This is a genomic window from Magnetococcales bacterium, assembly GCA_015231925.1.
In the GTDB taxonomy this organism is placed as follows: domain Bacteria; phylum Pseudomonadota; class Magnetococcia; order Magnetococcales; family JADGAQ01; genus JADGAQ01.
The window spans coordinates 1-12,021 of sequence record JADGAQ010000012.1; the positions used below are offsets into that span (position 1 = coordinate 1).

The 12,021-nt window shown below is 60.5% G+C and carries 10 protein-coding genes; 7 read left to right on the forward strand and 3 right to left on the reverse strand.

Annotated elements, in window-relative coordinates:
• The first annotated feature begins 672 nt into the window (after positions 1-672).
• On the forward strand, positions 673-2,334 hold the full coding sequence (locus HQL56_02810) for a hypothetical protein (GenBank protein ID MBF0308449.1): 1,662 nt from the start codon (positions 673-675) through the stop codon (positions 2,332-2,334).
• 229 nt (positions 2,335-2,563) lie between these two features.
• Here the strand turns inward: HQL56_02810 and HQL56_02815 are convergent, their stop codons facing one another.
• The gene (locus HQL56_02815) at positions 2,564-2,773 is read right to left on the reverse strand and encodes a hypothetical protein (protein MBF0308450.1); all 210 of its coding nucleotides are present in this window, start codon (positions 2,771-2,773) and stop codon (positions 2,564-2,566) included.
• A gap of 113 nt (positions 2,774-2,886) precedes the next feature.
• On the opposite strand from HQL56_02815, the gene HQL56_02820 reads away from it, so the two are divergent.
• The 6 genes from HQL56_02820 to HQL56_02845 are packed head-to-tail and all read left to right on the forward strand — an operon-like array spanning position 2,887 to position 8,479.
• A complete protein-coding gene (locus HQL56_02820) occupies positions 2,887-3,345 on the forward strand; it encodes a hypothetical protein (GenBank protein MBF0308451.1) in 459 nt (152 codons plus the stop codon).
• Positions 3,342-4,181, forward strand: a complete 840-nt coding sequence (locus tag HQL56_02825; GenBank protein MBF0308452.1) for a glycosyltransferase family 2 protein — start codon at positions 3,342-3,344, stop codon at positions 4,179-4,181. The genes HQL56_02820 and HQL56_02825 overlap by 4 nt, the downstream gene beginning before the upstream one ends.
• A gap of 5 nt (positions 4,182-4,186) precedes the next feature.
• The gene (locus tag HQL56_02830) at positions 4,187-5,965 is read left to right on the forward strand and encodes an N-acetylglutaminylglutamine amidotransferase (protein MBF0308453.1); all 1,779 of its coding nucleotides are present in this window, start codon (positions 4,187-4,189) and stop codon (positions 5,963-5,965) included.
• A 1-nt stretch (position 5,966) separates the two neighbouring features.
• A complete protein-coding gene (locus tag HQL56_02835) occupies positions 5,967-7,163 on the forward strand; it encodes a hypothetical protein (protein MBF0308454.1) in 1,197 nt (398 codons plus the stop codon).
• An 11-nt stretch (positions 7,164-7,174) separates the two neighbouring features.
• The gene (locus HQL56_02840) at positions 7,175-7,684 is read left to right on the forward strand and encodes a hypothetical protein (GenBank protein MBF0308455.1); all 510 of its coding nucleotides are present in this window, start codon (positions 7,175-7,177) and stop codon (positions 7,682-7,684) included.
• 3 nt (positions 7,685-7,687) lie between these two features.
• The gene (locus tag HQL56_02845) at positions 7,688-8,479 is read left to right on the forward strand and encodes a ParB/Srx family N-terminal domain-containing protein (protein ID MBF0308456.1); all 792 of its coding nucleotides are present in this window, start codon (positions 7,688-7,690) and stop codon (positions 8,477-8,479) included.
• Between the two features lie 15 nt (positions 8,480-8,494).
• On the opposite strand, the gene HQL56_02850 is transcribed toward HQL56_02845, so the two are convergent.
• On the reverse strand, positions 8,495-10,810 hold the full coding sequence (locus HQL56_02850; GenBank protein ID MBF0308457.1) for a PAS domain S-box protein: 2,316 nt from the start codon (positions 10,808-10,810) through the stop codon (positions 8,495-8,497).
• Positions 10,807-11,778 carry a phosphate/phosphite/phosphonate ABC transporter substrate-binding protein gene (locus HQL56_02855; protein ID MBF0308458.1) on the reverse strand — a complete coding sequence of 324 codons (972 nt, stop codon included), beginning with the start codon at positions 11,776-11,778 and terminating at the stop codon, positions 10,807-10,809. Before HQL56_02855 ends, HQL56_02850 begins: the two co-directional genes overlap by 4 nt.
• Between the last annotated feature and the right edge of the window lie 243 nt (positions 11,779-12,021).

The following is a 12,021-nucleotide window of genomic DNA, read 5'->3' on the forward strand; positions in this document are numbered from 1 at the left end:
AAGGTTCTGTTTTTGGTTTTCTCTTGTTCTTTTATTCCCCTGGAAGGCTCTCCTTTCAGGGGAATAAAAGAACAAAAATAAGTCAAAGACAACACATTGGGGACTCCGTCCCCAAACCCCTGCTGGGGACCATGATGGTCCCCAGACCCCTGCAATAATGCAAAAATGAAACAGAAACGGAATAAAGTCCGTGCGGTCCTTCTCGCCACCTGTCTCAACGGTGTTACACGATACAAAACTTCCGTATCGGGAGTTTTTGGCACATTGAAATATAAGTTGACAAATTCTCATTAAGATCTACAATGCGAGCAGGATGCGCTTCGATAGGTCTGTCCTGAATGCGCGAAGTCAGTATGTTCCTCTTGTTCCTTTTCATACCGGATATCCTTCACTCTTCAATTACATAATCAGTCACGCTCATTTGGCCAGTTCATGTACCTGAATATCATTTATTACTGGAGGCGGTGCGGAACCTTACCAGGCGCTTACCTTAAGAAGCGGTTGCTTTCCGCAACTGAAAACCGAGCACAGTGGCTGGTGAAATGTCACCACCACTGCATCACGGCCGTGTTGGACGGCTTATCGATAACGAAATCCCCGGTCAGGGGATCTTCCCGGACAATGCAGCGATTGAGGTAAAAACGAATGAATGACATGCGATTGCGGACAAGAATGATCGGTTCTTTTGCGATTCTGATAGCCATTTTCGGGGTGTTGGTGGCCTATCAGATCCACTCCATGTCGATCCAGGCCCATTTCCAGAATGAAGGGGCGGATCGTTTCAAGGATGCCATTTCCATGGGGGAGATCACCCAGCGGCTGGAGAGGATCTATATCATCGCAGCTGATGCCGCCATCAATCAAAACCTGGACGAGGCCCGACGCTCTCTGAAAGAGGCGACCGCGCGGATGAGAGAGGATCTCACCGCCGTGGCCAGGATGGTCGACACCCCCGAGGAGCGTGCCAACTCGGATAAACTCTCCATGTTGTGCCGGAACTATGTAAATCGCATCGAAACGGAGTACTTTGATGCGGTCAGTGCGATAATGCACGGTGATCAGGGGGCTAATGAAAAGCTGCATCGCATCGACGGGGATGTCGATGTCTTGAGAAATCAGATCATCGACATCATCGGCGTTATTCATGATTCCATGGTGCAGGAGGCCGAAGAGGCGGATAGTCAGTTCGATGCCACCAGCACCGAAACCGTTCGCACGGCCATCGGGGTACTGATCCTGGTGTTGCTGATGGCCGCTGCCTTGGCCCTTTTCAATCTCCGCATCATCCTGCGCCAGGTCGGCGGGGAGCCGCAGCTCATTGCGGAACTGGCGGGTCGGGTGGCCGATGGCGACCTGAGCATGGCCTTCGGCGATTCCGATCGGGCAACCGGTATTCATCTGGCGGTGCAGAACATGGTGAACAAACTGCAGCGCATTGTGGGCGAGGTCACCTTGGCAGCGGAGCAGATCGCCATCGGCAGCCGGGGAATAGCCGAGGCGGCCCAGTCGATTGCCCAGGGAACGACCGAGCAGACCGCCTCCCTGGAGACGACTTCATTGGCCATGGGTGAGATAACGGGGAGCTGCCAGCTCAATACGGACAGCTCCGACGAAACGCAGACTCTGGCCGTCAAGGCCTCGCGGAACGCCACCAAAGGGGGCGAAGCCGTCAATCAGGCGGTCACGGCCATGAAGGAGATTGCCTCGAAGATCGGCATCATCGAGGAGATTGCCCGCCAGACCAATCTGTTGGCGCTGAATGCCGCCATCGAAGCGGCCCGGGCCGGGGAACACGGAAAAGGTTTCGCCGTCGTGGCGGCGGAGGTCCGGAAACTGGCGGAAAGAAGCCAGGTGGCTGCCGGCGAGATCAGCCATCTCTCCGTTTCCAGTGTCAACATCTCCGAGCAGGCGGGATCGATCATCGGGCAGCTCGTGCCCGATATCCAGGAGACGGCTACCCGCATTCGGGGTATCGCGGAATGCAGCCGGCAACAGCGGGAGGGGATCAAACATATCCGCGATTCGATTCAGCAGCTGGACCAGGTGGTGCATCAAAATGCCAGTTCTTCCGAGGAACTGGCGGCCACTTCCGAAGAGTTGAGCGTGCAGGCCGATACGATGGCTCAGTCCATCGCCTTCTTCCGGCTGGGGGGGCGGATCTCACCGGCCAAAACGGGCGTAGCCGAAGAGAGTGCCCGGAGCAAGGCGACCCGGCGCCAGCCGGCGGTATACCAACCCAAACGGAGTGCTGATTCGAAGAAACCGGCAGCGACGGAGATCAACCTGCTGACCGGCCCGGAAATGCGCCTGGCGGAGGAATTCGACAGCTTCTGACCGCCCAGGGTAACTATTCAGACCCTTGCACGGTGCAGCATGATCGTGTCAACGGCGAAAGGAATAGTCCCAGGGGTGCCCCCTGGACCCCATGGGGTCGGAAGTCAACAGCAAAAGGAAGAGTCCCAGGGCGCTGCCCTGGAGTAAGTCGGGGGGGATAATCCCCCCCGAACCCCCGTTTACCCGCACACCTTCCTGCCGCGCAGCCCGGTTCCCGCGCTGCAATGTTCTACATCTCGAAGTCGGGTTCGGTGCGCGCCAGGAGCGAGGCCTTCTCCTTCACGGGTCTGAGGGATTGGCGCGGCGGTCGGGCCACGACCCACTGTCTGCCGCTCCAGGAGCCGAGTTTCACCCCCAGGGTGACCACGCCTCCCGAGAAGAGAACCACGCCGAGCCAGGATACCAGGCCCTTGACCAGGGCAGGGTCGGTGATCTCCATCTTTCACTCCTTGAATGCCTGCATGGAATCCTCCGTATTGCCAATGACGCCACCATGAGACATGATGGTTCGTCGTCCGCGTTCAACGTATTGCCAATCGAGATACATCAACCATGAGCGAAGCCCTTATTGCCTCCGAAGCCCTGAACCGCTGGCGGGATCACCCGGCACTCTCCCTGCAGGAGGCCGCCTGGCTGGCCGGTCTGGCCCCGGAGGTGCTGGTCCACGTCCTGGACGCGGCGGGCATTCTGCCCGCCGGCGGTGTCGCCGAGCCCCGTCTGGTCAAGGTTCCGGAGTTGATCCGCGCCGCCTTCGCCCTGCTGGGACAACGGGAGGCGCAGAACGCCCTGTTGCGGGTTCAGTTGGACAAGGCCCTGGAACGGGAACGGGATCTGGGTCAAAGCCTGCGGGAAAAGCTGGGCCCCATGCCCGGCCAGCCCATGGCTCCGACACCGCTTGTCTCCCCACCGGTTCCTCCGGCCCCCGTCCTGTCGCGTCCGCCCCTCAAGACGTCCACCGTTACCCCCCTTATCGGCAAGTCCGGCAAGGGACAAAAGAAAAAAGGCAAATGAGTACGCCCCTGACCTCCATTTTGGTGCCGGTGTTCAATCAGACCCCGCTTCTGGCCTATCTGTGGGAGAGTCTGCAGCGCCACACCGCCCATTTACCCTGGGAGTTGATCCTGGTGGACAACGCCTCTCGCGAGGAGGGCATGCCGCAACTTCTGCAAACGCTTGCGGGGCAGGAACGGGTCAAGGTGATCCGCAACGCCGAAAACCGGGGCTTCGGCAAGGCCAACAATCAGGCACTGGCGGCGAGTGAGGGGGAGTTTCTCTTTCTGATCAATACCGATATGTTCCCCGCCGGACCGTGGCTGGAGTTCCTCCTGGGGCGCATGACCGCGGAGCCGGGCTGCGGGGCGGTTCAGGGGCGCATTCTGTTGCCCGGTGAGGGCGAGGCGGCTGCCGACTGGCGCGTGCAGACCTGCGGCGCCCGGTTCGGCGCCGACGGCCTGCCCCTCTATCACCTGCCCGGTTTCCACCGGGAAGCGCCGGAGGTCAACCGCTCCTTGCGTCTGGAGGCCTTCATGGGCACCGGCGTGCTGTTGCGCCGCCGGGCGGTGGAGGAGGTCGGTTTCTTCGATGAGGAATACGACCTGGTCTTCATGGAGGATACCGACCTCTCCCTGCGTTTGAGCCAGGCCGGCTATGACTGCTGGTACGAACCGCACGCTCTTTTCATCCACATGCATTCCGCCTCCATGCCCCACCTCTCCCAGGAAGAGTACGACCGCTCCCGCCATGGCAACCGGGAGCTGTTCCGGCGCAAATGGCCCGTGGAGCGCATTCGGGAGATCCTGCTGGCTCGGGGTTTCGTTCCCGCGGGGTTCCCTGCCGGAGAGGGGTGAGTGCCATGTGCGGTTTGTGCGGGGAAATACGTTTCGACGGGCAGCGGGTGGAGGGGGAACCCCTGCAACGCATGATGGCCTCCATGATCTCGCGGGGACCGGACCAGCACGGTCTGCATCTGAACGGCCCGGTGGGTTTCGGCCATCGCCGCCTGAAGATCCTCGATCTGTCGGATCGGGCCGGGCAGCCCATGATCGATCCGGAAAGCGGCCATGTGCTGGTCTTCAACGGCTGCATCTACAATTTCGAAGCCCTGCGGCAGGAGCTGGAGGCCAAAGGACACCGCTTCCTGACCAGCGGGGACACGGAAGTCATTCTCAAGGCCTACCGGGAGTGGGGCTGGCAGGCGGTGAGCCGTTTTCTGGGCATGTTCGCCTTCGCCTTGTGGGACGCTGACACGGGTGAGGTGGTGCTGGCCCGTGACCGATTGGGCATCAAGCCGCTCTATCTGGCCCGCAGCGCGGGACGGCTGCGTTTCGCCTCCACCCTGCCCGCGCTGCTGGCTGCCGGCGGGGTGGACACCCGCCTCGACAAACAGGCGTTGCACCACTATCTGACCCTGCATTCGGTGGTTCCGCCGCCGCACACCCTGCTGGCGGGGGTGAGCAAACTGCCGCCTGCCACGGTGCGCATCGTGCAACCGGACGGAGCCATTCGGGATCACCTCTACTGGTCTTTGCGGATCGGGGGCGAAGTCGAGGAGAGGGAACCCTCCTTCGAAGCGTGGCAGGAGCGGGTGCTGGCCGCGTTGCGCCTGGCGGTCAAACGCCGCCTGGTGGCGGATGTCCCGGTGGGGGTGCTGCTTTCGGGGGGGCTCGATTCCAGCCTGATCGTGGCTCTGCTCGCCGAGGCGGGACAGGGGCGGGCCGGGCTGGAGACCTTTTCCGTCGGTTTCGAGGCGGTGGGGGCCAAGGAGGGGGACGAGTTCCGCTACTCCGATCGGGTGGCCGCCCATTTCGGCACGCGACACCATCGCCTCCCCATCGCCACCTCCGAGATGCTGCAGGCCCTGCCCCGGGCTATCGGGGCCATGTCGGAACCGATGACCAGTCACGACAACGTGGGCTTTTTCCTGCTCTCCCGGGAGGTTTCCCGCCACGTCAAGGTGGTGCAGAGCGGGCAGGGGGCCGATGAGGTCTTCGCGGGCTACTTCTGGCATCCGCCCATGCGGGAGAGCCGGACACCCCTGCAGGATTACATCCGTCTCTATTTCGACCGCAGCCACGAGGAGATCGCCAAGGTGTTGCAACCCGACTGGGTGGAGCGGGACTACACCCTGGAAAGGGTGGAAAACCACTTTGCCGGCCTGACGGGCTGTGGTCCTCTGGACAAGGTGCTGCATTTCGACACCGCCGTCATTCTGGTGGACGATCCGGTGAAACGGCTGGACAACATGACCATGGCCTGGGGTCTGGAGGCGCGGGTGCCCTTCCTGGATCACGAGCTGGTGGAGCTGGCAGGACGCATTCCCGCCCGCTTCAAGGCGGGGGAGAGGGGCAAGTGGCTGTTGAAGGAAGCGGCGCGGACCCTGCTCCCGGCGGAGGTCATCGATCGGCCCAAGGGCTATTTCCCGGTACCCGCTCTGGAAGATCTCCAGGGTGAGGTTCTGCTCCGGGTGCGGGAGGTGTTGACTTCGGAGCGCGCCCGGCAACGGGAGCTGTTCCGCCCCTCCCACGTGGAACGTCTCCTGGCCGAGCCGCTGGCCCACCATACCCCGTTGAAGGGCTCCAAACTCTGGCAACTGGCCCTGCTGGAGTGGTGGTTGCAGGACAAGGGGGTTTAGCATGTCCACACCGCGTCTGCCCATCGTGGCCTTCGGGCCGAATCCCTGGGAAGGTTTTTGGATGAACCGGCAACAACTGCTCTCCCGGCTGGGACGGCGCGGCTGGCCGGTGGTCTATACCATCGGACCCATGACGGTGTGGGAACGGGGCGGCCCCCGCTGGCAACAGGCCGACTGGCTGAGTCGGGGAGTGGCCATGGACGGGGTGGTGGTGGACCGGCCCGGACGCCTCGCGGCGCGCTGGCCCAAACTCCCCCTTTGGGATCAGGCCGTCTATCGCCTGCATGCCCGGCATCTGCTCAAGCTGGCGGGGTTGCGTCCGGGGCAGCGGGGCATCCTCTTTTTCTTCCATCCCGATTTCGTGCCCTATATCGCCTGGATGGGCCAGCCCCATGTGGCCTTTCATGCCTTCGACATGTATGCCCAGATGACGCCGGGCTGGACGGAGAGCCAGATGCAGCAGGAGGCCTGGCTGTGTCGCCGCGCCGATCTGCTGACCACCATCTCCGATACGGTGCGGCAGGCCATGCCGCCTCCCGGCCCGGAGAAAGCCCGCATCCTGTTGAACGGCACCGATATCGACACCGTGCTGGCCGCGGATCATCAGCCCTGCCCGGCCGATCTGGCCGCCATTCCCCGGCCTCGCATCGGCTATGTGGGCCAGATCACCCCCAAGATCGATTTCCGCACCATTCTGGAGGTGGCGCGGCAGCGCCCGCAATGGCACTGGGCGCTGGTGGGCAACGTCAAAATCGCCGATCGTCCCCAAACCGATTGGGAGATTCGCGCCAAGGCGGATCTGGAAGCGTGTCGCGCCATGCCCAACATCCATTTTCTGGGTGTTAAACCTTATGGCGAGTTGCCGGTCTATATACGGCACATGGATGTCAACACCATCATCTATCGGGCCGAACCCGGCTGGTGGGCGGCGGGGTACCCCCAGAAACTGCACGATTATCTGGGCTCCATGGTTCCCCTGGTGAGCCCCGCCTTCGCCACCCTACGGGAGTTGTCCGGGGTGGTGGGGTTGGTGGAGGATGATGTCTCCTCCTGGATCGGGGCGCTGCAGCGGGCCATTCGGGAGGGCGGACCGGGAGACCCCGGGGAGCGGCGGGCCATCGCCATGGAAAACAGTTGGGACCGTCGGGTGGATCTGCTGGAGGAGTGGTTGTTCGAGATGGTCTCACGGGTATCGTAAGCGAGGCGGAGATGGCTGAGACGGAACTCATTCAGGTCAGGGTAAGAGGCCGGGGGGCCATCCCCCATTTTTTCCACAGTCTCGAAGAGTGGCAGGAGAAAGAGGCGCTCCTGGGGGCGGAGCCGGAGGAGCTGGAGTTTTCCTATGTGGCGGGTCCTTATGGCGAGTTGTTCAAGGCCATGGGAATCGACGCCCACACCCTTCCCCTCTGGTTTGAACAGGTTCGTGGCCTCAAACAGCCGCAGCGCGCCGCCCTCTTCTTTCGCCGCTACACCCAGGGGGACTCCTTCGTCACCGCCCTGCAGGAGATGGGCGAGGTGCGCATTCTGGGAGGGGATCCCGGCGATGTCATGGAGGAACTGCATCTGGAGAGCGGCGCCCTCGATCAGGTTCCCGAGCCCTTTGTGCGCTACATCGATTGGGAACGCATGGCCAACGACTGGATGCGGGAACGACGCCTGGAGATTTTTCGCTTCGAAGGCATTTTGTGGGTGGTGTTCAACCAGACGGAAGACGAATAGATCATGAAGAATTGCAAGCATACCCTGGAAAAGGGGGATATCTTCTGCATGCCGGTCGCTTCCGGGCGACCGACCCAGTTTGCCGTGGGTATGGTATCGGTGGACTGCAAACGCAAAACCCTGGAAGCGCTCCACCTCAAGGGCACCCTGGAAGACGAACTCTGCGAGGAAGGCAATCTGGTGCCGGTGGTGATCGGACCGGGAAAGGTCTTCTACCTGGCGGATCATCACCATTTGTGCACGGCTCTGTATCGTTCTGAGGTCATTCCGGAAGAGTCCAAATATGTCTTCGCCTATGTGGTGGACGATTGGTCGGTGTTGGAGCCGGATCAGTTCTGGCAATCGATGATCGAGGGCCATTTGTGCTGGTTGTGGGACGAAAAGGGCAACGGTCCGCTCAACCCCGGACTGTTGCCCCATCACGTCAACGGTCTGCTCAACGACCCGTATCGCACCATGGCGCGCTGGGTGCGTGACTTGGGCTGCTACACCAAGGACGTGTTGAAAACCCGGCATCGCCCCATGTGCCAGGAGGAGAAGTACCTGCCCGAGAAGCAGGCCAAGGCCTTTTTCATCGAGTTCCGCTGGGCCAATTTTCTGCGGCAGAACGTGCATTTGAAGCTGCACCGGCCCGACTTCTCCCTGACCTGTCGTTCCATGCCCTATTCGGGCCTCTATCTCAAGCGGGAGGGCGAGGAGCTGATCAAGGCGTTCGATATCGTGGTGGATCTGATCGGTTGTCACCAGTTGCAGGAGGTGACCTATGACCGGGAGGGGTGTCTGGAGAAGAGTTGACGCGGCGGCAGCAGGTCACATCGGGGAATCATCCGGGTTTTGCGTTCCTTCCGGCGTGGCCAGCGGCATGGTGATCACGATGTTCACACCGTGTCCCGGGCTGCTCTGGCAGGAGATGGTGCCATTGAGGGTCTGGGTGACCAGATTGTAGACGATGTGCATGCCGAGCCCGCTGCCTCCCCGGTCCCGGCGGGTGGTGTAGAACGGTTCGAAGACCCGGCGGCAGGTCTCTTCCGTCATGCCGTGACCGTCATCCTGGTAGGTGAAGCGCAGATGTTTACCCTCCACGGTCATCTGTATGCGGATCATCCCCTCCTCTCCCGGATCGAAGCCGTGTATCAGGGAGTTGCTGAACAGATTGATCACAATTTGGGAGAAGACACCGGGATAACTGTGAATCTCCAGGGTCTCCTCACACTGGACGAGGACGGACAGTTTGGTGTTCTTGAATTCGTGGTGCATGGTCAGCACCGTGGATTCCACATACTCTCTCAGGCGGAAAGTGCGCAGTCGTTCGCTGGACTGATCCACAGCCACGGATTTGAAGCTGCGCACCAGATCCGCAGCCCGTTCCAGATTGCCTTGTATCAGGGTGATCAGGCGTGTTGTGGATGATAAATACTCTTTTAATTCTTCCTCGCTGATGCCTTCTGATTTTAATACACTGACAAATTGTTGTGTTCTTTCCTTCAATTCGGAAACGGCGGTGACGCCGATGCCGACCGGTGTGTTGATTTCATGAGCCACCCCCGCCACCATGCTGCCCAATCCGGCCATCTTTTCCGAGCGGATCAGATCGTCGATCAGCAGCTTCTCCTCGGTCATGTCGGCGATCATGCAGACCATGGCGTCGCGTCCGTCCAGCATCATCGGGTTGAGGGCCATGCGGATGGGGAAGGTGGAGCCATCCCGGTGCGTGGCTTCGGATTCGAAGTAGAGCGTTTTCGGGGCCTGATCCGTACCGCGAGCAAAGCGGTGGCGCAATTCCACTTCCTGGCGTCGGCGGAAGGTGGGGGAGAGCAGATCGGTCAGGGGTTTTCCGAGGATCTCCTCGGTCTCATAGCCGAAGAGATGAGATGATTTGGGATTGAAGACGCGAATGATCTCCTGATCATCGGCTACCACGATGCCGAAGGGGGCTTTGGCGATGATTTCATGCAACTGCTCCTTCAGTTTTCTCTCCTCGGTGATGTCACGGATCAGGGCGAGGGAACCGATGGCGCGTCCCCCTTCCCGGAAGGTGGAAGCGAAAAAGTGCAGATCCTTGCCCTTGTAGCGCAGGGTATGGGAAAGGTCGTCGTCGCCGCTTTCCAGGCAGGTGTGCATGAAGGTTGCGTCATCGGCCAGGTTGAAGAAACCATCGGCTTCGATCAGATCGCGATTTTTCTGCAACAGGCCTTCCGTGGCCGGATTGATCAGCACGATGTCGCCCTGGAAGTTGGTGACCACGATGCCTTCGCGGATGCTGTGAATAATGGTGTGCAGCTTGTTGCGTTCCTGCTGGAGGCTCTCGTAGCTCTGACGCAACTGAAGGGTGATCTCCTCGGATTGCACTCGGGATTCCGAGAGTCGGAAGTGGGCCTGGAGCAGGGCCTGTTCCTCTTTCAGGAGGGCATCCAGCATGCGGTTGAAACCATCGGCCAGGCGTCCCAACTCATCGTTGCGGTTTTCGGGGGCGCGCAGGTCGCGCCGCCCGTCCCGGACGGCGTCGACCACTTCCAGCAAGGTGTTCAGTCTTCGGGTGAAGCCTCGTGACAGCAGCGTGGCGAAGACGGCGCCGATCAGGATGGCGATGAGCGTATAGATCAGACCCTTCCGGGTGACGAGCTGCAATCCCGCCTGGTTGTCGAGTTGACCGAGACCGATGCGGGCCCAACCGATCAATTCTCCCTGGAGCAGGATGGGGGCGGCGACATCAAGCAGCTGATGGTCGGAAACCAGAATGGCGGTGGCGGGCAAGTGATCGGTCAAACGGCGACTGACCGGGTCCACCACGAATTTTCCGTTCAGGTGGCGTTCGGTGTGTCCCAGGACCTTGCCCAGGGGAGAGAGCACCATGGCGTATCGCAGTTCAGGATAGTTTTTCAGGGCGTTCAGTACCTCCTCCAGGCCGATCACGTCGTTGGCGAGTACCCAGGAGATGCTGTTTGCCGCCAGGGTTTGACTCAGACTGACGGCCTGTTTTTCCCCCTGAATGTGAAGAAATTCCCGTTGTCTCTCCACCAGGTCGAAGACGAACACGGTCATCAGCACGGCATGCACCAGGGCGACGCCCAGTATCAGTTGATTGCGCAGGGAGAGAGCGAGGCGGGAACGGGTGGCGGAGGTCATGGTTTTTCCCGGACGGGTCGCACCTGCTGCTCGAAGAGGGCGATAAAGGCTTTCACCGGGGCATAGGTCTCGTTGTCGGCCTCCTCGAAACGGCTGAGGGCCATGGGGGCGAGGATGGCCTCTCCTTCGGGATGGGTATGCAGTGCGAAAAAGATGTGGGCCACCTGCCGCACCAGATCCGGAGGTAGCTCTTTACGGGCCACGAGTCCGTTGTTGGGCAGGCTGTCGGTCTGCCATTTCACTTCCAACTGTTCGGCCAGCTCGGGTCTCTCCCTGCTGAAGGCTTTCCAGGGGGGAGGCCAGGTGGCGCCGGCGGCGGTGTGTCCCAGAAAGACATTCATGATCGAGGACTCTTGGGAACCCACATAGCGATTCTCGATATCGGTGGTCACGTTCAGCCCCTGGGAGTGCAGGAACCACTGGGGCAGCATGGTGGCGGCCAGGGCGGTGGGCGCCGGATAGCTGACCGCTTTTCCCTTCAGGTCGGCGACTTCCCGAATGCCGCTGTCGCGGCGAACCAGGAGGATGCCGCGAAAGTTGTGGTCGTCCCCCATCTTGCCGAAGACCCGGTAACCCTTCTCCAGGGCGTTGATGGTCTGGAAGGGGTTGGGCAGGGCCAGGTGATAGTGTCCGGAGTAAAGCTTTTCCTCATAGGAGGCATAGTTGCGGGAGGCTTCCAATTTCAACTGGACGCCTTGCAACTGGCGGTTGATATAATTTACCAGAGGTTGATAAATCGCGAAGAGACGTTCCGGATTGTGCAGGGGGTGAACGCCGAAAAGGTAAACGGAATTTTGTTCGACGGCCTGGTCGGCATAGCGGGGTCGGTATTCGGCCTGTTCATCGGCCTGGCATCCGGGCAGCAGGAGGCAGAGCCATGCCAACCATCCCAGGGTCTGGCGGGACCGTCTCTTCCCTGCCGTTGGCCGGGGTAGCGGTACGACGCTTTGCAAAAGCCATGCATCCATCGGACTTTTACCTGAAACAGGAAATGGCACTATTAATGAATGATTGCGAAGGGCGTTGCAAAACGCGGTCAATCCAACCGAAGCCAGGCCAATACACATCTTAAATTTTCAATTATAATTACTGCTTATTTTCAAGCGCCCTCTCGAATCGGTATTGCAATGCGTTCTATTTGTAATCCAATACGCTCGTGGCAGCAACGGCTTTCAATAATCTGTCCTGGGAAAAGGCAAGCTCCCGGCCGG